23 protein-coding genes and 1 pseudogene are annotated in these 21,896 nt (G+C 64.7%); 14 read left to right on the top strand and 10 right to left on the bottom strand.

From position 1 onward, the window contains the following. Positions 1–20: 20 nt before the first annotated feature. Entirely contained in the window at positions 21–704 is a 684-nt protein-coding gene (locus F2P46_RS03020; protein ID WP_166885082.1) for an RES family NAD+ phosphorylase, read from the bottom strand. A 1-nt stretch (position 705) separates the two neighbouring features. Further along, a complete protein-coding gene (locus F2P46_RS03015; protein WP_166885080.1) occupies positions 706–1,143 on the bottom strand; it encodes an antitoxin Xre-like helix-turn-helix domain-containing protein in 438 nt (145 codons plus the stop codon). A 227-nt stretch (positions 1,144–1,370) separates the two neighbouring features. Between F2P46_RS03015 and F2P46_RS03010 the strand changes: the two genes are divergently transcribed. Further along, on the top strand, positions 1,371–1,997 hold the full coding sequence (locus tag F2P46_RS03010) for a hypothetical protein (RefSeq protein ID WP_166885078.1): 627 nt from the start codon (positions 1,371–1,373) through the stop codon (positions 1,995–1,997). Positions 1,998–2,052: 55 nt separating this feature from the next. After that, the gene (locus tag F2P46_RS03005) at positions 2,053–2,694 is read left to right on the top strand and encodes a hypothetical protein (protein WP_166885076.1); all 642 of its coding nucleotides are present in this window, start codon (positions 2,053–2,055) and stop codon (positions 2,692–2,694) included. Between the two features lie 40 nt (positions 2,695–2,734). Here F2P46_RS03005 and recJ read toward each other — a convergent pair whose 3' ends face one another. Further along, on the bottom strand, positions 2,735–4,429 hold the full coding sequence (recJ, locus tag F2P46_RS03000; protein ID WP_166885074.1) for a single-stranded-DNA-specific exonuclease RecJ: 1,695 nt from the start codon (positions 4,427–4,429) through the stop codon (positions 2,735–2,737). Continuing rightward, positions 4,426–5,448 (bottom strand): hypothetical protein, encoded by a 1,023-nt coding sequence (locus F2P46_RS02995; protein ID WP_166885072.1) that lies wholly within the window; start codon positions 5,446–5,448, stop codon positions 4,426–4,428. Before F2P46_RS02995 ends, recJ begins: the two co-directional genes overlap by 4 nt. 347 nt (positions 5,449–5,795) lie before the next feature. On the opposite strand from F2P46_RS02995, the gene F2P46_RS02990 reads away from it, so the two are divergent. From F2P46_RS02990 to F2P46_RS02980, 3 genes are read left to right on the top strand one after another with little or no spacing between them, the layout of a single operon-like run. Continuing rightward, positions 5,796–6,191: a DUF3060 domain-containing protein gene (locus F2P46_RS02990; RefSeq protein ID WP_166885070.1), complete on the top strand. Its 396-nt coding sequence runs from the start codon at positions 5,796–5,798 to the stop codon at positions 6,189–6,191. A 44-nt stretch (positions 6,192–6,235) separates the two neighbouring features. Continuing rightward, complete coding sequence (locus F2P46_RS02985) at positions 6,236–6,634, top strand: hypothetical protein (RefSeq protein ID WP_166885068.1); 399 nt, start codon at positions 6,236–6,238, stop codon at positions 6,632–6,634. Continuing rightward, on the top strand, positions 6,627–7,808 hold the full coding sequence (locus F2P46_RS02980) for a serine hydrolase domain-containing protein (protein ID WP_166885067.1): 1,182 nt from the start codon (positions 6,627–6,629) through the stop codon (positions 7,806–7,808). Before F2P46_RS02985 ends, F2P46_RS02980 begins: the two co-directional genes overlap by 8 nt. Positions 7,809–7,955: 147 nt before the next feature. On the opposite strand, the gene F2P46_RS02975 is transcribed toward F2P46_RS02980, so the two are convergent. Both F2P46_RS02975 and F2P46_RS02970 read right to left on the bottom strand, forming a co-directional pair. Beyond that, positions 7,956–8,732, bottom strand: a complete 777-nt coding sequence (locus F2P46_RS02975; protein ID WP_229508999.1) for a ferritin-like domain-containing protein — start codon at positions 8,730–8,732, stop codon at positions 7,956–7,958. A gap of 26 nt (positions 8,733–8,758) precedes the next feature. Then, positions 8,759–9,949 carry a hypothetical protein gene (locus F2P46_RS02970; protein WP_166885065.1) on the bottom strand — a complete coding sequence of 397 codons (1,191 nt, stop codon included), beginning with the start codon at positions 9,947–9,949 and terminating at the stop codon, positions 8,759–8,761. A gap of 168 nt (positions 9,950–10,117) precedes the next feature. Between F2P46_RS02970 and F2P46_RS02965 the strand changes: the two genes are divergently transcribed. The 3 genes from F2P46_RS02965 to F2P46_RS02955 are packed head-to-tail and all read left to right on the top strand — an operon-like array spanning position 10,118 to position 12,880. Next, positions 10,118–11,383, top strand: a complete 1,266-nt coding sequence (locus F2P46_RS02965) for a lipoprotein-releasing ABC transporter permease subunit (RefSeq protein ID WP_166885063.1) — start codon at positions 10,118–10,120, stop codon at positions 11,381–11,383. Beyond that, positions 11,376–12,083: a lipoprotein-releasing ABC transporter ATP-binding protein LolD gene (gene lolD, locus F2P46_RS02960; RefSeq protein ID WP_166885061.1), complete on the top strand. Its 708-nt coding sequence runs from the start codon at positions 11,376–11,378 to the stop codon at positions 12,081–12,083. The genes F2P46_RS02965 and lolD overlap by 8 nt, the downstream gene beginning before the upstream one ends. Before the next feature lie 2 nt (positions 12,084–12,085). Next, the gene (locus F2P46_RS02955; protein WP_166885060.1) at positions 12,086–12,880 is read left to right on the top strand and encodes a TatD family hydrolase; all 795 of its coding nucleotides are present in this window, start codon (positions 12,086–12,088) and stop codon (positions 12,878–12,880) included. 7 nt (positions 12,881–12,887) lie between these two features. Here F2P46_RS02955 and F2P46_RS02950 read toward each other — a convergent pair whose 3' ends face one another. Further along, positions 12,888–13,643: an SDR family oxidoreductase gene (locus F2P46_RS02950; protein WP_166885059.1), complete on the bottom strand. Its 756-nt coding sequence runs from the start codon at positions 13,641–13,643 to the stop codon at positions 12,888–12,890. A gap of 134 nt (positions 13,644–13,777) precedes the next feature. Between F2P46_RS02950 and F2P46_RS02945 the strand changes: the two genes are divergently transcribed. From F2P46_RS02945 to F2P46_RS02930, 4 genes are all read left to right on the top strand, one after another. Continuing rightward, the gene (locus tag F2P46_RS02945; RefSeq protein ID WP_166885058.1) at positions 13,778–14,650 is read left to right on the top strand and encodes an AraC family transcriptional regulator; all 873 of its coding nucleotides are present in this window, start codon (positions 13,778–13,780) and stop codon (positions 14,648–14,650) included. An 87-nt stretch (positions 14,651–14,737) separates the two neighbouring features. Beyond that, positions 14,738–15,700, top strand: coding sequence for an alpha/beta hydrolase (locus F2P46_RS02940; protein WP_166885057.1), 963 nt, complete (start codon positions 14,738–14,740; stop codon positions 15,698–15,700). Between the two features lie 67 nt (positions 15,701–15,767). Next, on the top strand, positions 15,768–18,125 hold the full coding sequence (locus tag F2P46_RS02935) for a DNA internalization-related competence protein ComEC/Rec2 (protein ID WP_166885056.1): 2,358 nt from the start codon (positions 15,768–15,770) through the stop codon (positions 18,123–18,125). A gap of 28 nt (positions 18,126–18,153) precedes the next feature. Continuing rightward, positions 18,154–18,666: a hypothetical protein gene (locus tag F2P46_RS02930; RefSeq protein WP_166885055.1), complete on the top strand. Its 513-nt coding sequence runs from the start codon at positions 18,154–18,156 to the stop codon at positions 18,664–18,666. Positions 18,667–18,685: 19 nt separating this feature from the next. On the opposite strand, the gene F2P46_RS38770 is transcribed toward F2P46_RS02930, so the two are convergent. Next, positions 18,686–19,510, bottom strand: coding sequence for a helix-turn-helix domain-containing protein (locus tag F2P46_RS38770; RefSeq protein ID WP_208296482.1), 825 nt, complete (start codon positions 19,508–19,510; stop codon positions 18,686–18,688). Between the two features lie 31 nt (positions 19,511–19,541). On the opposite strand from F2P46_RS38770, the gene F2P46_RS02920 reads away from it, so the two are divergent. Beyond that, a complete protein-coding gene (locus F2P46_RS02920) occupies positions 19,542–19,928 on the top strand; it encodes a phosphopantetheine adenylyltransferase (RefSeq protein ID WP_166885051.1) in 387 nt (128 codons plus the stop codon). A 1-nt stretch (position 19,929) separates the two neighbouring features. On the opposite strand, the gene F2P46_RS02915 is transcribed toward F2P46_RS02920, so the two are convergent. Together F2P46_RS02915 and F2P46_RS38765 are read right to left on the bottom strand one after the other, a co-directional pair. Continuing rightward, positions 19,930–20,658 carry an ATP-binding protein gene (locus F2P46_RS02915; RefSeq protein ID WP_229508998.1) on the bottom strand — a complete coding sequence of 243 codons (729 nt, stop codon included), beginning with the start codon at positions 20,656–20,658 and terminating at the stop codon, positions 19,930–19,932. Between the two features lie 31 nt (positions 20,659–20,689). Further along, a pseudogene (locus F2P46_RS38765) lies at positions 20,690–20,905 on the bottom strand (two-component sensor histidine kinase); the annotation flags it as partial. A 146-nt stretch (positions 20,906–21,051) separates the two neighbouring features. On the opposite strand from F2P46_RS38765, the gene F2P46_RS02910 reads away from it, so the two are divergent. After that, the gene (locus F2P46_RS02910; protein ID WP_166885050.1) at positions 21,052–21,861 is read left to right on the top strand and encodes an alpha/beta fold hydrolase; all 810 of its coding nucleotides are present in this window, start codon (positions 21,052–21,054) and stop codon (positions 21,859–21,861) included. The last annotated feature ends 35 nt before the right edge of the window (positions 21,862–21,896 follow it).

The raw sequence follows: 21,896 nt of genomic DNA, 5'->3' as shown, positions 1-21,896 counted from the left end.
GAAGCGTGCAGGACGATCGTTCAGACGATGTCGATGACGGGAGTGAGCGAGCCCGACCAAGTGAGGCGATACACTTGCCCCTTGCGCACATTGCCCACCAGCGCAGGCCGGAAGCAGGCCAGGCAGGTGCCGGCCGGGCGCCGCACGCTGGGGTAGATCACGCCCATCGATCCACTGTCGAGCAGTTGGCTGGCCAGGGTTTGCGACTCGATGTAACTGGTCGGATCGAGATATTTTACAAAAGCATCGACCCCGCGAATATCGTGGAAAGTGCTGGTAAAGTCGGCGATCAGGGCCTGATACGTCACGCTGTCGTCGAAGCGGCCGATTTCCTGGTATTCCACGGTTTTGTGGAAGGTGATTTCGGCCAGGGCCGTTTCGGCCTCGAAAGCGCAATACCACGCGCCGCGTTCGCCATCGTTGAAACGGCTGCCTTCCGGGCGCGGATAGGTGTAAGCGGCGTTGATGATGCGAAAATTCGGCACCCCGAACACCAGCTCGTCGACGCCGATGCCGGGCAGGCTGCCATACTCGCCGCGCAAGCGTTCGTTGGTGGCGTTGTCGATATCGAACAGGTCGCGCAAGACATCCGCATCCTCGGCCAGCGGGCCAAGCACGGAATCTTCCACGTCAGCAAAGCGCGACGGGATCAGGCGGCAGGTATCGAACTGCCGCAGGGTGGTGAGCTTGGGAATGACCGTCAAGTCACAGGCCTCCGCGGCGGGCGTCGAGCAGCTTGCGCACCGTTTGCATCGACAATAGGCCGCCCGCCAGCATTTGCGACAGTGGCGTGCGTCCGGCGAAGATGGGATTGCTGTTGGGGAGGGTGATCCATTCGTCGGCGAGCTTGTCGCCGTAAAGAATATGCAGGGCCTTGTAGATGCCGAGCAGGTAAGAAATGCGGGTGATGCGGTCGACTTCAAGAATGCGGTCGGGGTTCTTTTTCCACTCGTAATAGGTGGAGGATGACATGCCGCCGAGCAGTTCGCGGGCATCTTCGTCGCGCAGCTTCCAGGCGCTCATGAGGGCGAAAAACCCCTTGAGTGCGGACTTGGACAAGCGTTCCCGCTCCGCGCGTGCGTTCAGGTCGATGAGCACCGCCGGCTCGAAGCGACTTTTGGGATAGGCGAAGGCAAGGTTCATAGTGGGCTCCGGTTATGGAGTATTTATACTCTATTTTCATATCGCGTGCAAGCCAATCGCCATCAAAGCGTTGCTGAGCCTGCGCAAACAATCGACCTGGACAGCTTGCGATGCGGCTCCTTGCTCAGCCACGTCTGGCGGCCGATCTTGTGCTGTGCTACTAGTATATGATGCTGCCTTTATATCAACAATGCTCTGCGGGTCATTTTCGCATGCCGGTAAACACAATGAAATCCGTTAGCGCCCATCGGCAGGTCCTGAAGTCAAAAAGCTGGGATGCGCAGGACCGCTCAACCGACGTGTTTGCCAGTGTCGTCGTGTATTCCCTTCTGGCGCTGATTCTTGCGATGATTCCTGTGGGCGTGCTGGGCAAGGTGATCGATGACAAGAGTGTCCTCAAGGCGCTGTATGCGATCTTGGTGATCGGCGCCGCCATCTGGGCATATGTCGCAAGCCGGTTTTACGGGGAGCCACTGTGGGAATCGACGACCTGGCTCGATTTCGACGAACGCAGCTGGAACCATGAGATTCGCTATGCCGAGGCCGGCGCGCCGGCCAGCTTGACCCGTCTACGCTTCGATGACTTGGCGCTGATGTGCCATGACAGCCTGTATGGAGAGGGTATCGACGAAGTCAGGTACTACCACGTTTACCTTTGCAGGCGGTGGGATGCGGAACAACTCCGTGCCGTACATCGACCTGAAGAACTGACTGACCTGCAGTCGGTGACCACGGAAGAGGAAAGCCTGGCCTTCGCCCTCGACACGGCCAGGCGATGGGACTTGCCGTGCTGGCGCCATCAGTGGACAGATCCAGGCAGCGCCGACGGCCGCACCATGACCCGGCTGTGCTGAACCAAACGCCGTTCTCGGTATGCGATGCTGACTTTGCAACAATAATACGATGGGGATGTTTGTCGATATGCCGACACATGAAATTGCACCTGAACGCCTTGATACCGGGGAATGGCCCCTCCACGCTGCCGAGCGTACGCCGAAAGACCGGCGCCATCACGCGTATACAGGCTTGTTCCTGTACGGGCTCGCCGCCATCGCCGTCTCCAAAACCTTGACCGCGCTGCTGGAGTTTGCCATCGGCGAGAACGTGTTCACGCAGGCGATCGATTTCATCGTCATTCCCGCCGGCGGCCTGTGGGGCTTTCTGAAGCACAGGCTGGGGCCGGGCTTGATCTGGACATCGCGCGAGTGGATCGATTTTGGCGACCGGACCTGGAACAAGCGCAAACACTACACCGACGAGAGCAAGCCGGTGGAATTGAAAACGCTGCCCCTCGATGCGCTGGCTGTGGTGTGCCACGCCCACAAAAATGACGAGGATGGCTGCATCAGTTATTCATGCCATTTGAGCGAGCTGGAGTATATCGCCGTCCATCGTTGGGTGATTGACCTCAGGACCTTAAAGCGCTTCGATAGCGAAGACGCCTGTCTCGCGTTCACCCGCGTGGCGGCGGCGCACTGCGCTATTTCTGGCTGGCTGTATCACAACGATGCGCTCGAAGGTGGCACGGCGCGCCTGGAAAAGCTTGCATGACGGCGCGCCTGGATTGACCTGAGGCTTGCCCGGCCAGGCCTTACGCCGGCTCGGCGTGTTCGACCAGCAGCTGGACGCGGGTGACGCCGTTGTACTCGTTGGCGTCGAGCCGGAACGCCACGCGCGCGCGTTCGCCGACCGAGGCGGTGTGGCCGAACCAGATGGCGTCGTAACGCTGGCCGTTGCGTTCCAGTTGCAGCTTCAGATGGCGCTCCTTCAAAATGCGCTGGCTGACCACGCGGAACTCGTCGCAAAACACCGGCGGCGCAAAGCCCTGGCCCCACACCTGGCCATCCATCAGGCCGATGAATTCGGTGGTGTAGTAGGCGTCTTCCAGCGGGCCGTCGGTTTCGATGATGCGTTCGAGCTGCTGGGTGTTGAGCCAGGCGCGCCCGACTTCTTCGAACGCCTTTGAGAACGCTTCGAAGGCGTCGGCGCGGATGGTCAGGCCGGCCGCCATGGCGTGGCCGCCGAATTTGTCGATCAGGCTGGGCGCGCGTTTCGACACCAGGTCGAGCGCGTCGCGCAGGTGAAAGCCGGGGATCGAACGTCCGGACCCCTTGATCCAGCCTTCCGCACCAGGCGCGAAGGTGATCGTCGGGCGGAAGAATTTTTCTTTCAGGCGCGAGGCGACAATCCCGATCACGCCCTGGTGCCAGGATTCGTCGAACACGCTGATGGTGTTGCTGTCGGCCGGCTGGTAGGCGTCCAGGTGCAGCAGGGCCGTGTCCTGCATGTCGGCCTCGATCTCGCGCCGTTTCAGGTTGATTTCGTTGAGCTGCTGGGCGATGGCCCAGGCGCGCCCTTCGTCGTCGGTGACCAGGCACTCGATCCCGAGCGACATGTCTTCCAGGCGGCCGGCGGCGTTCAGGCGCGGACCGAGCGCGAAACCGAGGTCGAACGGCGAGGCGCTGCGCGCTTCGCGCCCGGCCACCCGGAACAGCGCGGCCACGCCGGCGTGCATGCGCCCGGCCCGCATGCGCTTCAAGCCCTGCGCCACCAGGATGCGGTTGTTCGAGTCGAGCCGCACCACGTCGGCCACGGTGCCCAGCGCGACCAGGTCGAGCAGGCTGTCGAGCTTGGGCTGGGTCTGGGCATCGAACACGCCGCGCTTGCGCAGTTCGGCGCGCAGCGCCAGCAGCACGTAGAACACCACGCCGACGCCGGCCAGGTGCTTGCTGGGAAAGCCGCATTCGGGCTGGTTCGGGTTGACGATCACGCGCGCCTCGGGCAGGGTGTCGCCGGGCAGGTGGTGGTCGGTGACGACGACGTCGATGCCGCGCCGCTTCGCTTCGAGCACGCCGTCGATGCTGGCGATGCCGTTGTCGACGGTGATGATGATGTCGGGCGCTTTTTCGCGCGCCGTCAGTTCGACGATTTCGGGCGTGAGGCCGTAGCCGTATTCGAAGCGGTTGGGGACGATGAAGTCGACCGCAGCGCCCATGGCGCGCAAGCCGCGCAGGGCGACCGCGCAGGCGGTGGCGCCGTCGCAATCGTAGTCGGCCACGATGGTCATTTTTTTCCCGGCCTTGATGGCGTCGGCCAAAAACACGGCGGCGGCGTCGATGTGCAGCAGGCCGGCGGGCGCCATCAGGCTGCCCAGTTCACTCGACAGTTCGCGCGCGTCGGTCAGGCCGCGCGCGGCGTACAGGCGCGCGAGCACGGGATGCACGCCGGTCTGGCGCAGCATTTCGGAAGTGCGGAAGGAGCAGGGGCGAGTCGTGATACGGGTCATGGCAGCAGTCTGTCTAGGGTCGGGCGGCGCCAGAAGGCGCGTTGCGAAAAGCGGGTGGTGGTAAAGGCGGCCAGGCGCGTGCGGTCGCCCAGCAGCAGTTGCAGTTGCTGGATGCGGCCGTCCTTGAGCGCGGCCAGCGCCGGCGCGAACAGCGTTTGCTCCAGGCGGTGCATATGCTGCAGCCAGCTCGCCCAATCGGTGGCGAGGGCCGCTTCGGTTAGGGCGTCGCACAGCAGGATCGCGTCGCCGGTCAGCGCGGCCAGCGGCGTGACTGGCTCCGCTTGCGAATGGCCGGCCAGTGCCGCCATCCATGGTAGCGCGTCGCTGGTGACGAGACGGGCGGTGTCCACGCTGGCACCGGCGGGCGCGGCGCCCCAGGGCCAGAACGAGTTGATCGCGGCCAGGTCGCGCGCTTCGCGTTCCGTGTTGGCCGGGTGTTCGAACCACAGCATCTGTACTTCGTTTTGCAGCATGCGAAAGGCGCGCGACGCCGCTCCCTTGGGCATCCAGTCGGTCAGGTTCAGGCCGACCGCCGAATCGGGCGTCGATGTTTCCAGGTCGGCCCAGTCGTCGGCGCGCATGAACCAGGTGCCGGCGTCGCCGTACAGCAGGGTCTTGCCCGATTCGTCGAAGTAGGGCTTGGCGAGATCGAACAGGGCGCGCCCGTGCGCCTCGGACAGGTGCAGGCCGCGCATGTCGGCCATTAACAGGTGGCTGCGCGCGATCTGGGTGTGCGCGGGGTGAACGATGAACCAGGTGCCTTCCTGCTGCGCCAGGCCGTGGCCGCGCATGACGGCGCCGGCCAGGGCCGGCGTGCCGTCGCCCGATGCGCCCAGCGCTTGCGCCAGCCAGGCTTCGTGGGGCAGGGCGCGGATGTGATCGTCGACCGGCAATGGCCGATGCGGGGCGCTGCGGCTGATGAGCGCGGCCAGGGCCGGGGCCTGCAATGCGCGGATCAGATCGGGGGCGAGCTCGGGAGGGGGCAGGGCGAACGGCAGGACAAGCGAAATTTGGGTCATCCAGCATTGTAGGACAAATTGGCAAACCCGAAAACATGCAGCACGCCGGCGAACGGCGCCGCACGACACGCTGTGGCGCCATGCGCCCGGGGCGCCCGGATGCGCCGCGCGGCCAGGCTGCGTGAACTGGATGCCGTGGCTTTAGTGCAGAGGCCGCCAACCGCGTGCGGCGGCATGTCATGCTGATGCCAACATTGGATCAACATGAATGGCCTCATCAGGAGGGTGCGCATGTCGATTCGACCACGTCGGTTGTTCGAGACCGCTATGGTCGATGCATAAAACTTGCCAATTTTCTATTAATGGAATAATATTTCGGCAACTATTCTTTTGATAAAGGGGCTGTTATGTCGTTTCGACCATTTTCCACACTGTGTTTTGCTGTGATCGCGGCTGTCGGCGCGTGCAATGTTGCGCTTGCCAGCGACGACGACACCTCGGGCACGACGTCGTCGGACAAGGACAAGATTGAAGTCAGCGGCAATGGACACCAGCGCTCGTTCCCGTGCGAGGGCCGCCGCGCGGTCATCGAGGGCACGGATAACGTCATCACGTTCACCGGCGTGTGCTCAGGGCTGGAACTCTCCGGCACCGGCAACTCCGTGACGATTCAACTGGCGCCCAAGGCACCGTTGAGCGTGGAAGGCGTGAACAACAGCGTGCGCTGGCAATCGAGCGCCGAGCCGAGAAAGAACATCTCGGGCGTGAACAACCGCGTCGTGAAGATTCCTGGCCGCAGCTGACTTGGCAGCCAGCGCGTGTCGTCCGGTCGTACAAGGACGGCGCGGTGCTGCGCCTCAGTCGCGGCAAGATGCTCTACTACTTCAGCGGACGCTTTTTCATCCGCGGGCGCGACGGCGGCGTGGAAGCGGCCAACCGGTGGCCCGCTGCCTGCTCGCAGTTGATCAGCACGCAGCGCGACGCCGGGGCGCGCTTGCGCCTGTTGCGCGAGAACCGCACGGCCATCAAGTTTGCGTACGACGCTTTCATGCAAGCGCCCGGTGTCATGTTTCGCGACATGGCCGGTGCCGCTCCACTCGCTATCCCCGTCACCGACGGACACGCATTCGAGGACCAGACTATGGGTATCGACAAGGTTGCTATCGACCGTTTTGCTGATTGGCCACGCGACGGCGTCGCGCTCACGCCCGTGATACTGGTCGCGATCGGGGCCATCCATGGATAGGCGCGCCCTGTTCATCGCGGCGCTGGCCACGAGCTTGTTGGCCGCTTGCGGCGGCGGCAGCGGCGGGGGCGGTGCTGCGCCAGCCGGCACTGTCGTGCTGGCGCCGGTGACCACGCTGGCAGCGAGCGTCACGCAAACGGCGCAGCCGGAGGTGGACCAGTACATGCAGGGGCAATTGGTCGAGCAGCGCATTCCCGGCATGACGCTGGTGGTGGTCCGGGACGGCACCGTTGTCTACGGCAAGGGCTACGGCTACGCCGACCGCGAGGCCGCGCGCCCGGTGAAACCGGAGGACCGCTTCGAAATCGGCTCGATCAGCAAGTCGTTCGCCGCCACCGCCATCATGCTGCTGGTAGAGGAGGGCAAGATATCGCTCGACGACAAGCTCGACAAATTCATCGGGGCGGTGCCGCCGCAATGGAGCGGCATCACCATTCGGCACCTGCTGAATCACACTTCCGGCCTGCCCGAATATCCGGACGATCCGACCTTTGCGGACCTGCATGCCAACAAGATCCTGGGAGAAGACGACATGCTGGCCAGGTTCAGGGCGTATTCCCTGAGCTGGGAGCCGGGCACCAGGTACCGGTATTGCAATGTGGGCTACGATATTCTCGGTATCGTCGTGCGCAGGGTCACCGGCAAGGGCTATTTCGATTTCCTGAAAGAGCGGGTGTTCACGCCGCTGGGCATGCACAGCGCGCGCCTCGTCGCGCCGAAGCCGGCGCGCGCGGACAGCGCCATCGGGTACGAGCTCAAAGACGGCAAACATCTCCCGTTTGTCACGACCGACGCGATGTCGGTCTACCTGGGCATGGCAGCGAGCGGGATCGAACTCAGTGCCATGGACATGGCGAAGTGGGATGCTGCGCTGTACACCGACAAGATCCTCAAGCAATCGACCCTGGCCCTGATGTGGACCGACAACGCCCTGGTGCAGGCGGCCAATGCCGACAATCCCGACATCTACTACGGCTTGGGCTGGCAGCTGCGGACCCAGAACGGGAAGCGCTGGGTGTACCACTCCGGCGGCATGCCCGGCTACGTCACCGACTTCATGCGCTACCCGGATCAGAAGCTGACGATCATCGTGTTTACCAACCTGAGTGACCAGCATGCGAATGCCCGCAAGATCGTGCGCGCGGTCGCGCCCATGTTCGGCCAAACGCTCTAGTAGCCGCATGTGACGCGGGGCATTCACGCCTGGAGATCGCCGGATCGTCGTACGGCGGCGCTTCTGTCGCCAAACTTGCTCCGCCCACGACGGTTTTTCGATATCTCCTCCAGGCCACCCAGTTGGGCCGTCCACGCAATCGACGTGTCAGTCCGGCAGCTCCTGCGTGGACGCCATGTCGTCGAGCTCCACATCGCCATACGTCAGGCCGATCGCTTCTTCATACCAGGTCTGCGTCAGCGCCAGGTGCTCGCGCTCTTCGTTCAGGGCCTGGGTGAAGCTGTCGACCATGTCCGCCAGGCCGTGTTCGTCCCCCAGCGCCACCAGTGTTTCCCAGCCCGCCTTGTCGCTCAGTTCGGCGGTGACGATGGCGTGCAGCGACTGTGCGATGCTGGTGCGCGGGTCGTTCAATACCTGCACCAGGCCCATCGACTCCACGCCCACCAGGTCGGCGCTCGGGGTTTGCGAGGTCGGGTCGCCGCCCAGCGATGCGATGGCGTCCGCCAGCATCAGGAAATGGCGCGCCTCGTCGGCCCGGATCTGTTCCAGGTCTTCGATCGTCATGCTGATATCGCCGGCCAGCATGACTTCGCACTTGGTAATGAGCGCGTCGTACAGGCGCGCGCCCGTGCGCTCGAACGCCAGCCGCTCGCCCAGTTTATCGAGCAGGATCTGCGGACTGTGGCCCTTGAGCATCGACATGCCCACATTGACCGCGCCGCTCAGCGTGCCGGGCAGCGGGACCGACCCCAGCGCATCGGCATTGGCGATGTAGTCGCTGCGCAGCTCGGCCAGCGCCGTGTCGCCCACGCCATCATCGGAGGTGACGGTCGGCTCGAGCTCCTGCATCGCCTTGCTGTCGATCGGCGACATCTGGATGCCGGTGCGGTTCATTCCCATGTGTTCTTGTTGAACGGTACTCATCTCGATTCTCCTGTTGCGAAATGCGCTCAGGGCGCGGTGACGCCGGCGGCGGCCAGCATGCCTTTGCGATTGAGCTCGGTTCCCGGCATCCAGACGTAGCCGGAGGCGACCATGTCGCTGGGCGAACCGTCGGCGTTGACCATGCTGCGGTAGCTGAGCGAGAGCGGGCTTTCGAGCGCCCTGGCCACGAAGCGGGCGCCGTCGGTGCGCACGTCGACTTCGTCCATGAGCACCTTGCGCACGAAGTCGCGCTGGCTGCGCAAGGCGAGCGGGCTGGCGAAGTCGCTGGTGACGATTTCCGCCGGGTCGCGCCGCTCGACCTGCTTGAATGCCTCGCACGCCATGTGGAAGTGGCCCAGTTCATAGTCGAGAAAGCGTTCCCAGATGGTGCGCAGGTGATGATTGGTTTCTTGCTCGACGCAGCTGTAATAGTTGTAGCACTCGGCCGCCTCGTGCAGCAGCCATTGCTCGATCCACGATTCGGCCGGGTCGAGCATGGATTCGTACTGGGTCACGTGCTGTTCTTCGACGGAAGCGATTTCGGCATACAGCTGGCGCGCCAGCGGGTCGGAGAACAGCGGGCCGATATTCTGGTAATAGTCGTGCGTCTGGTACTCGCTTGCCACGATCGTCAACGCGTTAACCTTGCTTAAAAACGCGGCAGTACGGGCGTCGTAGGGCTCGCGCAGCTCGTCTTCGGGTGCGCGGTGATGCTCCGACGTTGGCCGTCCGGGCAGGATGTCTGTGTAGCTTTGCAAAATATTGTTGGCGTCCTTGCCCTCCAGCCGGTCGAGCAGGGCCGCATAGCGGTACAGGTGGTCGAAGTCTTCCAGCAGGCCGAAGCGGTAGACCTGCGCCAGGTACGGGTCGGGTTCGCTCTGGGCGATGGCGGCCGTGACCTCGATGGCGACCTGCTCGTAGGCGACCGTGGTTTCAAGCGGGGAGTGGTCGGCCGCGATCAGCCAGTTGACCAGCGTGGCCTGATGCTGCTCGGTACGGCGCACCTTGGCCAGCGGCAGGCGCAGATCGCGGTTGAAGCGGGCTGCCAGGTGCCCGAAACGCAACGCTTCGGTCTCGAGCCCGTTGATAAGGATGACCCGGATGCGCGTAAATGCGTCGTCATCGAGCTTGCTGATCGGTTTTTGCACCATGTCGCGCCAGGTGAACCGCTGCTTGTCGATGTCCGTGCCTTTTGAATCGAAAAGACTGAATGCCATGATTTTCCTCCGTTCTGCGGTATGACGTTGGAGTGCGCGGCGGGCGCCAGGTTCAAAAAATTTTTGTAAAAACCACAGCGGCAACGCGTGATTCAATTGTGACAACCCTGCCCGGGAGCCGCTTTGTGTGGCAAACTGCGCACTTGCAATCAATCACTGCCGGGGCACATGAGCATCATCCACAATTTACCGTACGAATGGCTGGTCGGCCTGCGCTATACACGCGCCGGCAAGCGTAGTGGCCGCAACAGCTTTATCTCGTTCATTTCCCTCATCTCGGTCTCCGGCATCGCCCTCGGCGTGGCAGCGCTGATCGTGGTGCTGTCGGTGATGAACGGCTTTCAGAAAGAGGTCACCGACCGCATGCTCTCGGTGCTGGCCCACATCGAAGTATTCGACCCGCGCGGCACCATGCCCAACTGGCAGGCGGCGATGCAGGACGCGCTCAAGAACCCGGCCGTCAAGGGCGCCGCGCCCTTCGTCGAGACCCAGGGCATGCTGCTGCGCGACGGCGTGATGCGCCCGGCCGTCATCCGCGGCATCTTGCCGGCCGAAGAACACAAGGTGTCGGATGCGGCGCGCCAGGTGCGCCAGGGCAGCCTGGCGGCGCTGGTGCCCGGCCAGTTCAATATCGTGATGGGCTACGCGCTGGCGCGCTCGCTCGGCATCGGCATCGGCGACAAGGTCACCATGCTGCTGGCGCAGGCCCAGACCACGCCGGCCGGCATGCTGCCGCGCACGCGCACCTTCACCCTGGTCGGCATTTTCGAGGCCGGCCATTACGAATATGACGCCAGCTTCGCCTTCGTGCACCTGGAAGACGCGCAGAAGATGGAGCGGCTCGACGCGCCATCGGGCCTGCGCCTGCGCATCGCCGACATGCACGCCGCGCCCGCCGTGGCGCAAGAACTCAAGGCCAGCATGGCGGGCCCCTTGCGCATCCGCGACTGGTCGGAGCAGAATGCCACCTGGTTCGCCGCCGTGCAGACCGAGAAAAAGATGATGTTCGTCGTGCTGACCCTGATCATCGCGGTGGCCGCCTTCAACCTGATCGCCACCCTGGTGATGACGGTGACCGAGAAGCAGGCCGACATTGCGATTTTGCGCACGCTCGGTTCCTCGCCTCGCTCGATCATGAAGATCTTCATGATCCAGGGCGCGCTGGTGGGCATGCTGGGCACCCTGGCCGGCGTTGGCCTGGGCGTGCTGGTCGCGCTGAACATCGATGTCATCGTCCCGTTTATTGAACGTCTATTAGGAGTACAGTTTTTGCCCAAGGATATCTACCTGATCAGCGCCTTGCCATCCGACCTGCGCTGGCCCGACGTGGCCAGGATCGGCGGCGTGGCCGTGCTGCTGGCGTTCGTCGCCACGCTCTACCCGAGCTACACCGCCTCGCGCGTGAAACCTGCGGAGGCGCTGCGCTATGAGTAATGTGAACAACGCCGGCGCCATCCCGGTCCTGGCGTGCCGGGGATTGGGCAAGACCTTCACCCAGGGCGCCTATTCGGTGCCGGTGCTGGCCAATGTGGACTTCAGCATCTATCGCGGCGAACGCGTGGCGATCGTGGGCGCTTCCGGCTCCGGCAAGTCGACCCTGCTGCATTTGCTGGGCGGGCTCGATACGCCGACCACCGGTTCGGTGACCTTGCTGGGCAAGGACTTCGCCAGTTTGTCGGAAACCGCGCGCGGCGACCTGCGCAACGAGGCGCTCGGCTTCGTGTACCAGTTCCACCATTTGCTGCCGGAGTTTTCGGCGCTCGACAACGTCGCCATGCCGCTCTTGATCCGCCGCGAAAAGCGCGCGCTTGCCGTCGACAAGGCGCGCGCCGTGCTCGAACGCGTGGGCCTGGCCAAGCGCGTGGTGCACGTGCCGGGCGAGTTGTCCGGCGGCGAACGCCAGCGCGTGGCCCTGGCGCGCGCGCTGGTCACCCAGCCTGGCTGCGTGCTGGCCGACGAACCGACCGGTAACCTCGATCACGCCACCGCGCAGCAGATTTTCGACCTGATGCTCGAACTGTCCAAGACCCTGGGCACCGCGTTCGTCATCGTTACCCACGATATCGAACTGGCGCGCCGCTGCGACCGCGTGCTGCGCCTGACCGAACACGGACTGCAACCGGCCGAACTGTGACGATGTGGATCGACACCCACTGCCATCTGGATGCCCACGAATTCGGCGCCGAATCGCTGGAGGTGGCGCGCCGCGCCGGTGACGCGGGCGTGGCGATGATCGTCATTCCGGCGGTCGAACGCGGCAATTTCGACACCGTGCGCCAGATGGCCGCCAGCGCGCCGAACGCCAGCTACGCGCTCGGCATCCACCCGATCTATGTGCCCAAGGCCAGCGAGGACGACCTGGTGGCCTTGCGTGCGGCGGTGGAGTTGGCGGTGGGTGACCCGAATTTTGTCGCCATCGGCGAGATCGGGCTCGATTTTTTCATTCCGATGCTGTGCGAACCGGCCATGCGTGACAAACAGGAGCATTTTTTTCGCGAGCAGTTGCGCATCGCGCGCGACGTCGGCCTGCCGGTGCTGATGCACGTGCGCCGCTCGCAGGACCAGGTGCTCAAGCACGTGCGCCAGGTTCGCCCGGCGGGCGGCATCGCGCATGCGTTCAACGGCAGCTTCCAGCAGGCGCAGGTCTACATCGACCTGGGTTTCAAACTGGGCTTCGGCGGCGCCATGACTTTTACGCGCGCCTTGCAGATCCGGCGCCTGGCGGCGACCTTGCCGCTGGAGGCCATCGTGCTCGAAACCGATGCGCCGGATATTTCACCGGCCTGGATTCACCCGGGCCGCAACAGCCCCGAGCAACTGCCGGCCATCGGCGCGGTGCTGGCCGAACTGCGCGCCCTGTCGGTCGACGAGGTGCGCGCGGCTACCTGCGCCAACGCGCGGGCCGCGCTGCCACGCCTGCCGCTGGGGTAGCGGGCCGTCAGATACCCTGGCCGCCCGACACTTCAATGCGCTGGGCGTTCACCCAGCGGTTATTCTCCGACAGCAGGCTGGCGATCATCGGCCCGATATCGTCCGGCAGGCCAACCCGGCCCAGCGCGGTCATCGCGGCGAAGCTCTGGTTGATGTCAGGATTGTCGCGCACCACGCCGCCGCCGAAATCGGTCTCGATCGCGCCCGGCGCCACCGTGTTGACGGCGATGCCGCGGCTGCCCAATTCCTTCGCCATGTAGCGGCTCAATGTCTCGACTGCCGCCTTGACCGCCGCGTAGGCCGCGTAGCCCGGATAGGTCAGGCGCGTCAGGCCCGTCGACAGATTGACGATGCGCCCGCCGTCGGCGATCAGCGGCAGCAGCGCTTGCGTCAGGAAGTACACGCCCTTGAAATGCACGTCCACCAGGCGGTCGAACTGCGCTTCGGTGGTCTCTTCGATCAGCGCAAAGTCGCCATGGCCGGCGTTGTTGACCAGGTGGTCGAAGCTGTCGCGCTGCCAGGTCGCGCGCAGGGCCGTGCGCAGTTGCTCGGCGAAGGCTGCAAAGCCGTTGATGCTGCCCATGTCGAGCTGGAAGGCGACGGCCGTGCGGCCCATCGCCGCGATCTCGGCTACCACGGCGTGCGCTTCATCCGCGCGCGACTGATAAGTGATGATCACGTCACTGCCGCCCCGGGCAATGCTCAATGCGGTGTTGCGTCCGAGCCCGCGGCTCGCACCCGTGACGATGGCAATCTTGGTCATGCTGAACTCCTGTTATGTGGGGGAAGTTCATGATAGGGCGCAGGCTGTGCGCTGGCGTAGCCCGAACCTCGCGCTTGTTTGCCTGATCCTCCACATGCCGGCGGCGGCGCTCGTGAATCGGATACGATTGCGGCATGACCGACACCTTGCTCAATATAGTCCGCCGCCATGTGGAGGCGCATGCCGATGCCGACGGCCTGGCGCAAACGCCCATCGCCGGCCTGACCACGATCCGCTCGAAGCAAGCCACCGGCCTTCAGCACGGGATCGCCCGGCCGCTGGTCTGCCTGGTGCTCGAAGGGGCCAAGCAGGTTGCCATCGGCGCGACCTGCGTCACTTACCGGCCGGGTGACTCGCTCCTCATTACCGCCGATGTGCCGACCGTCAGCCAGATCACGGAGGCGCCGTATATGTCGCTGGTGCTCGACCTGGACCCGGCGGTGCTGGCCGAACTGAGCGCGCAGATCGGCACTTTGCCGGCCGGCGGCGGGCCGGCCGGATCGACCGATGCCGAGGTGGCCGATACGGCGCTGCGGCTGATGCGCCTTCTCGACCGGCCGGCCTCGGTGCCGGTGCTGCACGCGCAGCTGGTACGCGAACTCCATTACTGGCTGCTGACCGGACGCCACGGCGCGGCGATCCGCCGGCTCGGTGGCCCGGATGGACATGCCCGGCGGGTCGCGCGGGCGGTGGCGCTGCTGCGGGCCGAATACGACCGGCCATTGCCGGTCGAGCGGCTGGCGGCGGCGGCCGGGATGAGTGCTTCATCGTTCCACCATCACTTCCGCGTCGCGACCTCGCTCTCGCCGCTGCAATTCCAGAAGCATCTGCGGCTGATCGAGGCGCGCCGCTTGATGATGTCCGACGGCGTCTCGGCCAGCAGTGCGGCGTTCGCGGTCGGTTACGAGAGCGTGTCGCAGTTCACGCGCGAATATGGGCGCATGTTCGGTTTACCGCCGATGAAGGATGCAAGCAGCCAGGCGGACCGGATTGACGCGCCGGGATAGGCAAAGCCGTGCTATGCTAATAGATTATCAATGTTGCAATCGTGTTTCTTTCACAATGTCGCCTGACTTATCCAACAAGGAACCATCATGAGAAAACCCGCATTATGGAAGTGGGGTACCTGCCTGCTGTTGGCTGTGTGCGTGGGCGCAGGCGCGGCGGACAACGAGCAGGCGATCGAACTGCGCGCCGCGAGCGGCGCCATCGCCGGCACCTTGTCGCTGCCCAGAGCCGCCGGACCGGCGCCGGTCGCGCTGATCATCGCAGGCTCGGGCCCGACCGACCGTGATGGCAATCCCCCCGGCATGAAAAATGACAGCCTGCGCCTGCTGGCGCAAGGGTTGGCCGACGCCGGCGTGGCCAGCGTGCGCTTCGACAAGCGTGGCGTTGGCGCCAGCTTGGCGGCCGGCGCCAAAGAGGCGGATCTGCGCTTCGAGACGTATATCGACGACGCCACGGCGTGGATGGCGATGCTCAAGGCCGACAAGCGCTTTTCGCACGTGAGCGTGATCGGTCATAGCGAGGGCGCCCTGATTGGCATGCTGGCGGCCAAAGCCGGCAATGCGAAGGCGTATGTCTCGATTGCCGGCGTGGCGCGCGGCGCTTCCACCGCCCTGCGCGAGCAGCTGGCGACGGCGTTGCCAGCGCCGCTGGCCAAGGAAAGCGAGCGTATCCTGGCGGAGTTGGAGGCCGGACGCACGGTCGCCAATGTGCCGCCGGAACTGGCCGTGCTGTATCGTCCCAGCGTGCAGCCGTACCTGATATCGTGGTTCAGGTACGTCCCTTCGAGCGAGATCAAGAGCCTCAAGATGCCGGTTTTGCTGGTCCAGGGCAGCACCGATCTGCAGGTGCCGCCCGGCGAGGCCGAATTGCTGCGCAAGGCCAGACCGGATGCGCAACTGGTGATGGTGCAGGGCATGAATCACGTCCTGAAAGAAGCGCCGCCGGATAAGGCGCGCCAGACCGACACCTACATCAACCCCAAATATCCATTGGCGCCAACGTTGGTGCCCGCCGTTGCCGGCTTTCTGAACAAGGTCGCCAAAGACTGATACGCGCCAAGGTCCGACGCTGCATCCGCTGGCATGCTGGGGGTTTTGTCCAAGCCACCAGCGAGCCATGCGCGTTGCCATCCTCGGATTTGCCTGTGGTGCCGCCGTGCTGCAAGTGCAGGCGCAACTGCCATCGTCATCAACCATCGCGGCCTTCGCAGTTGTCGCGTTCCTGCTTTGCTTCCTGCGCGGTGTTCCCAGGGTGGCCATGGCCGGCGCGCTTGCCGGTTTCTGCTGGGCGGCCTTGCTCGCGCAGTTGGCGCTGGCGCCCGAACTGGCCAGGGCCGACGAGGGGCGCGACATCACCGTGGTCGGCACCATCGACAGTCTGCCGTACCGCTTCGGGCAGGGGGTGCGTTTCAACTTCAAGGTCGAACGCGTGCTTGGCGAAGCGGTGGCGGTGCCGCCGCGCGTGTCGCTGTCGTGGTATGCAGGCTATGGCGAGGCGCTGCGACCGGTGCCAGACGTGCAGCCCGGCGAGCGCTGGCAACTCGTCGTGCGCCTGCAACGCCCGCACGGCAACGCCAATCCGCACGGTTTCGATTACGAAGCGTGGCTGCTGGAGCAGGGCGTGCGCGCCACCGGTTACGTTCGCGCGGAAGGCGACAGGAACCGTCGTCTCGACAGCTTTGTATTCGGATTTTCCAACGTGGTCGAACATTGCCGCGCCACGCTGCGCGAACGCATTCTGCGCGCGCTGCCGGGCAAGCAATATGCGGGCGTGATCGTGGCGCTGGTGGTCGGCGACCAGCGATCGATCGGCCAGGCCGACTGGAATGTGTTCAATCGTACCGGCGTGGGACATTTGATTTCGATCTCCGGGCTGCACATTACAATGGTCTCCGGGCTGTTTGCCGCGCTCGCGTCGTTACTATGGCGTCGCTCATTCTTCACCGGCGCCCAGCTGTCGCTGTGGATGCCGGCCCCAAAAGTCGCCGCCCTGACCGGGGTCGTGGTGGCGCTGGGGTACGTGCTGCTGGCCGGCTTCGGCGTGCCGGCGCAGCGCACGCTGTACATGCTGGCGATGGTGGCCGCCGCGCTGTGGTTCGGGCGGCTCACGCAGGTCTCGCATGTGCTGTGCGTGGCGCTTGGCGTGGTCGTCCTGATTGACCCGTGGGCAATCGCCGCGCCCGGCTTCTGGCTCTCGTTCGGCGCGGTGGCGGCGATTTTGTTCGCCACCACCGGCCGCACCGCCGTCACCGGGCCGCGCTGGCGCGGCATGCTGCTGGTGGGTGCGCATACCCAGTACGTGGTCACGCTCGCGCTGGTGCCACTGACGATGCTGCTGTTCTCGCAGGTGTCGCTGGTCAGCCCCCTTGCCAATGCGCTGGCGATCCCGGTCGTCAGCTTTATCGTCACGCCGCTCGCGCTGGCCGGCAGCATGCTGCCGGCGCCACTATCGACCTTGCTGCTGAACGTGGCCCACTACGCCGTGCAGGCGCTGGCCTGGGTATTGAGCTGGTGCGCCGGGTCGCGCTTTGCGGTGTGGAGCGCGCCGACCCCGGAGCCTTGGCTGTTCGCGTTCGCCGCCATCGGCACCGTGTGGATGCTCGCTCCGCGCGGCTGGCCGCATCGCTGGACCGGGCTGGCCGCGTGGCTGCCGCTGCTGACCGCCCAGCCAGGCCATCCGCCGCCGGGCGAGGTCGCCGTGACCGCGTTCGATGTGGGGCAGGGCATGGCCCTGCTGATCGAAACCAGCGGGCACCGGCTGCTGTACGATACCGGTCCCGCATATACGCCCGAGTCGAACGGCGCGAACCGGGTGATCCTGCCATATTTGAAGGCGCGCGGCATCGGCTACCTCGATGGCGTCATCGTCAGCCACAGCGACATCGACCACGCCGGCGGCGCTCTGACACTGCTCGACGCGGTCGGCGTTGGCTGGGTGGCGTCATCGCTGTGGTACGACCATCCGATCGTCAAGGCCGCGCCGCATCACGTACGCTGCGCCGGCGGGCAGCAGTGGACATGGGATGGGGTGCGCTTCGAGATGCTGCATCCGACCATGGCAAGTTACGACGATCCCGGCCTGAAACCGAATGCGCGTGGCTGCGTGCTGAGGATCAGCGCCGGCGATCATGCGATCCTGCTGGCGGGCGATATCGAAGCGGCGCAGGAGGCGCAACTGGTGGCCGGCTCGGCGCCGCTGCTGCGCGCCGATGTTTTGCTGGCGCCGCATCACGGCAGCGGAACTTCATCGACCCCGCCTTTTCTTGCGGCCGTGCGGCCACGCCTGGTGCTGTTCCAGGTGGGCTACCGCAATCGCTATCGTCATCCCAAGAAAGAGGTGGTGGAGCGTTACGAAAAACTTGGTATCGAGCGCTTGCGCACCGATGAATCGGGGGCCATCATGCTCGATTCGGCCAATGCTTTCGCACCGGTCGCGTATCGCCGCGCTCATGCGCGTTATTGGTATGGTAATTAGTCAATCGCTTCGGCGAGAAAGGGCGTCAATGAATACGGTCGATCTGCAAGCCGACATCATTCCTGGCGAGGGCGCCGCGGGCTTTCAACTGGGAGTGCACATGACGCAGGCGCGCTCCATTTTTGCACGCGTTCTCCGGTGGGACAGTGCACGGGGGCCGTTGCGCGACGCGATTGCGCAATGCGATGGTTGGCTGATGGCGCCTGCGGCGTCAGCGCACGGCGAGCGCCAGGGGCCGACGTTCTATTATCGGCGCGGCGCGGTCGAACTGCATTTTACCGAGCAGGGGACGCTGGCGACAATTGCGGTCTTCAATGGCTATGCGGGCGCCCTGTTCGGAAAAATTCGCATCGGCGACGAACTGGCCAGCGTGACCCAGTTTTGCGACGTGTTCTTCGACGAAGACGAAGACATGCATTACCCGAAAGACAGCGCCATCGCGGGCCTGGCCTTCGGCGCTGAATTTGAACCTTTGGCACGGGCGTCATCGCAGCGGATTTTCGGCATGTATATCTTTGACGAGATGGCTCGCGGGGCATGACCCTTTTGCCGCACGCCGGTCATCCTGGATCGCGCACAAATTGCATGTCGTCGCTAAGCAGTGCTGTCAGGGGAAGTCCGAACATGGTCTTGAACGCGGCGCTAAGGTGAGCGGAGCTGGAAAAACCCGCTGCATGTGCCGCATGCGTGAGCGTCATACCGTCCATCACGCCCGACATTGTCGCTTGCAGCCGAGCCCATAACCGATAGCGACGCAACGAAACACCCGTCTGCGCCTTGAAAAGATGCTGAAGCCGGGAGGAAGACAGGCCCACCTGGCGCGCATGCTGCGCTGCGTTGGCCTCGTCGGATGGCGATGCCAGTAACGTGCCGGCTACCTTGCGGATGCGCGAATCGGTACATGGGGGCGACAGGGATAGCGCGTCAACGAGCCGCCCGCTTGTGGCACGCCAGCCTTCGGCGCTGCGATTCATCCCGGCCAAGAGGGCGATCAGCGCATCTTCGTCGTCAAGGTCGAAGCCAACCGTCCCGACCCGGCGACGGCAGCGTCCTTGCAGTGTTTTCAGGTCGTCGCTTAGCGCGTCGACATACAAGAAGGCGTACTGTCCCCCTGCCATTGCCAGCAAGTGCAACTGATTCGGTGCGATGAGCGCGGTCCTGCAGTGCGAGAAGCCGCGCCCGGGGTCCGCCGGATCGAGCGCAACGCCCAGCGGCCGATCGAGCCCGATTGCCAGTACTCCCACGGCGTTTCGGTGCGCAGCCAGGTGCATTGCCGGCCCAAGGTAAAGGGCGCGCGCGTTCCAACTCACCAGCAAAGAAGGCGCCAGCTGCCGGCAGCTCGTTTTTGAAAGCGCCGCGAGCGGGCCGTCGTTAGAATCGTTCACGTCGAGAACCCCACCAATCGAGGAAAATACAATGCAACGGTTTATCCCTGCCATGTTGACCGTCGCCGCACTCATTCACCTCATTCCTGTAACGGGCGTGCTGGGCGAATCTTCGCTCGCCCAGCTTTACGGCGTGCGGCTGCACGACCGCAACTTGCTCATCCTGATGCAGCATCGTGCAGTCATGTTCGGGCTAGTCGGATTGCTGCTTATCGCCGCGGCGCTCATTCCCGCATATCGGCCGCTTGCCTATTTCACGGGACTGGTCAGCGTAACATCGTTCCTGATACTTGCGTGGTCGGCGGGAGACTATAATTATTCGATAGGCCGGGTGGTCGGTGCCGACCTCCTCGCGGCGGCATGCCTGCTCATGGCGCTTGCAGTGGACTACTGGCCGACGCTTTTTCCGACCGCTTGACCTAAGCGCGTAGCGGCAGCATGATGTCGACCCGCAGCCCGCCACCTTCGCGGTTGCTGGCCCTGAGCGTGCCTTGATGGGCGTCGATGACCCGCTGCGCAATCGCCAGGCCGAGTCCACGTACGTCGACGTTGTTGCTGGTCGCGTTCGAGCGGAAGAACGGCTGGAAGATCGACGCCAGGTCCGCCTGCGCCACGCCCGGCCCGCGGTCGCACACCGACAAGCGCACCCCGTCGGCGTCGGCGCTGATGCCGATCTCGATCACGCCGCCCTCGCTACTATGCTTGATGGCGTTGCGGATCACGTTCTCGATGGCGCTCCACAGCAGGTCCGGCGCGCCGCGCACCGTCACAATCGCCTGCCCGGACAGGGCAATGCGGCGTGCGCACTGCTCGGCTTCGAAGCGCGCATCGGTCACGATGTCGTCGACCAGGTCCATGAACGCGATATCCTTGTAGCGCGGCAGCGCGCTCGCCACTTCCAGGCGCGACAAGGTCAGCAGCTCGCCGACCAGCTTATCCATGCGCACGCTCTCGCGCTCGATGCGCTCCAACGACGCCCCGATCTTGTCCGGCTGCTGGTGCGCCAGGCCGATGGCCGCCTGCAAGCGCGCCAGCGGCGAGTGCAATTCGTGCGAGACGTCGTGCAGCAGGCGGCGCTGACCGTCCATCAGGGTGCGCAACTGGCCGCTCATGCGGTCGAAATCGCGTCCCCAGGTCATTGACTTCATCGCCGCGCACCCCTTTGACTTCCGTAAAGCGGGGCGACAGGTCGCCGCCGGCGGCCGCTTCGAACGCGCCGCGCAAGGCCCGGATCGGGCGCGAAAAATACCATGCCAGCAGGGCCGCGAAGAGCAGGCTGGCCAGGGTCGCGCCGGCGATGGTGATATACGGTAGCAGTTGGCGGTGTGGCGGCGGCCGGCGCTGCTCGCCCGGCGCTCCGGGACGCGGGCCCGGGCCGACGCCGTCCAGCGGCACCTGGCGCGGCCCCAGACCGACGCCGCCCGGCCCGCGCTGGTCGAGCCAGCGCACAAACACCAGGAAGCCTTACGTGGCCGCGCTGACAGTAGGGGTTTCCCTCTAAACCTGTACGGCCGGCCGGGAAATCGCCTTACAATCGAAAAATGACGACACCGATCCTCCATTTTTCACACGGTAACAGCTTCCCGGCCGGTAGCTACACCAAGTTCTTCGACCAGTTGCGCACGGACTTCGATATCCGCGCGGTCGACATGTACGGCCACGATCCGGCCTATCCGGTCAGCGACGGCTGGCCCAAGCTGGTCGAGCACCTGATCGCCACGCTCGAGAGCTACGGCGAGCCGTCCATCCTGGTCGGTCACTCGCTGGGCGGGATGCTGAGCATGATGGCGGCGCGCAAGCGGCCCGACCTGGTGCGCTGCGTGGTGATGCTCGATTCGCCGGTGGTGGCGGGCTGGCGCGCCATGCTGTGGCGCGTGGTGAAGTCGAAGCAAAGCTGGAGCGATTACCTGTCGCCGGCGCGCCTGTCGCGGCGCCGCCGCACCGTGTGGCCGAGCGTGCAGGCGGCCTACGACCATTTCATTTCCAAGCCGGTGTTCGCCAGCTGGGCGCCCGGCGTGCTGCACGACTACCTGGAACACGGCCTGGAACCGCACCCGGACGGCGTGCAGCTGCGCTTTTCGCGCGAGGTGGAGACCGAGATTTACCGTGGCCTGCCGCACCACCTGGGCAGCGTGATGGACAAGGCCTACCCGGTGCCGATCGGCTTCATCGCCGGCACCGAATCGGTGGAGCTGCGCCAGGCCGGCCTGGACGCCACGCGCAAGCTGGTGGGCGACAATTTTGCCGAGATCCCCGGCGGCGGCCATCTGTTCCCGATGGAGTCGCCCGAGCTGGCGGGGCGCCTGACGCGCGAGATGATCGCCAGATTGCTCGCGCAGCGCCAGGTTTGACGATTCCCCGGCGCGACCAACGGCGCGCCGGGAGG

The organism is Massilia sp. CCM 8734 (genome assembly GCF_011682155.1).
GTDB lineage: Bacteria > Pseudomonadota > Gammaproteobacteria > Burkholderiales > Burkholderiaceae_D > Telluria_A > Telluria_A rubra.
This window is presented reverse-complemented; position numbering and strand designations above follow the sequence as displayed.

What these genes read in the sequence shown, in the direction of transcription:
- F2P46_RS03015 (WP_166885080.1), bottom strand. Translation starts at nt 1,143, where the DNA reads ATGAACCTTGCCTTCGCCTATCCCAAAAGTCGCTTCGAGCCGGCGGTG.
- F2P46_RS03010 (WP_166885078.1), top strand. Translation starts at nt 1,371, where the DNA reads ATGAAATCCGTTAGCGCCCATCGGCAGGTCCTGAAGTCAAAAAGCTGG.
- F2P46_RS03005 (WP_166885076.1), top strand. Translation starts at nt 2,053, where the DNA reads ATGTTTGTCGATATGCCGACACATGAAATTGCACCTGAACGCCTTGAT.
- recJ (WP_166885074.1), bottom strand. Translation starts at nt 4,429, where the DNA reads ATGACCCGTATCACGACTCGCCCCTGCTCCTTCCGCACTTCCGAAATG.
- F2P46_RS02995 (WP_166885072.1), bottom strand. Translation starts at nt 5,448, where the DNA reads ATGACCCAAATTTCGCTTGTCCTGCCGTTCGCCCTGCCCCCTCCCGAG.
- F2P46_RS02990 (WP_166885070.1), top strand. Translation starts at nt 5,796, where the DNA reads ATGTCGTTTCGACCATTTTCCACACTGTGTTTTGCTGTGATCGCGGCT.
- F2P46_RS02980 (WP_166885067.1), top strand. Translation starts at nt 6,627, where the DNA reads ATGGATAGGCGCGCCCTGTTCATCGCGGCGCTGGCCACGAGCTTGTTG.
- F2P46_RS02975 (WP_229508999.1), bottom strand. Translation starts at nt 8,732, where the DNA reads ATGAGTACCGTTCAACAAGAACACATGGGAATGAACCGCACCGGCATC.
- F2P46_RS02970 (WP_166885065.1), bottom strand. Translation starts at nt 9,949, where the DNA reads ATGGCATTCAGTCTTTTCGATTCAAAAGGCACGGACATCGACAAGCAG.
- F2P46_RS02965 (WP_166885063.1), top strand. Translation starts at nt 10,118, where the DNA reads ATGAGCATCATCCACAATTTACCGTACGAATGGCTGGTCGGCCTGCGC.
- lolD (WP_166885061.1), top strand. Translation starts at nt 11,376, where the DNA reads ATGAGTAATGTGAACAACGCCGGCGCCATCCCGGTCCTGGCGTGCCGG.
- F2P46_RS02955 (WP_166885060.1), top strand. Translation starts at nt 12,086, where the DNA reads ATGTGGATCGACACCCACTGCCATCTGGATGCCCACGAATTCGGCGCC.
- F2P46_RS02950 (WP_166885059.1), bottom strand. Translation starts at nt 13,643, where the DNA reads ATGACCAAGATTGCCATCGTCACGGGTGCGAGCCGCGGGCTCGGACGC.
- F2P46_RS02945 (WP_166885058.1), top strand. Translation starts at nt 13,778, where the DNA reads ATGACCGACACCTTGCTCAATATAGTCCGCCGCCATGTGGAGGCGCAT.
- F2P46_RS02940 (WP_166885057.1), top strand. Translation starts at nt 14,738, where the DNA reads ATGAGAAAACCCGCATTATGGAAGTGGGGTACCTGCCTGCTGTTGGCT.
- F2P46_RS02935 (WP_166885056.1), top strand. Translation starts at nt 15,768, where the DNA reads ATGCGCGTTGCCATCCTCGGATTTGCCTGTGGTGCCGCCGTGCTGCAA.
- F2P46_RS02930 (WP_166885055.1), top strand. Translation starts at nt 18,154, where the DNA reads ATGAATACGGTCGATCTGCAAGCCGACATCATTCCTGGCGAGGGCGCC.
- F2P46_RS02920 (WP_166885051.1), top strand. Translation starts at nt 19,542, where the DNA reads ATGCAACGGTTTATCCCTGCCATGTTGACCGTCGCCGCACTCATTCAC.
- F2P46_RS02915 (WP_229508998.1), bottom strand. Translation starts at nt 20,658, where the DNA reads ATGAAGTCAATGACCTGGGGACGCGATTTCGACCGCATGAGCGGCCAG.
- F2P46_RS02910 (WP_166885050.1), top strand. Translation starts at nt 21,052, where the DNA reads ATGACGACACCGATCCTCCATTTTTCACACGGTAACAGCTTCCCGGCC.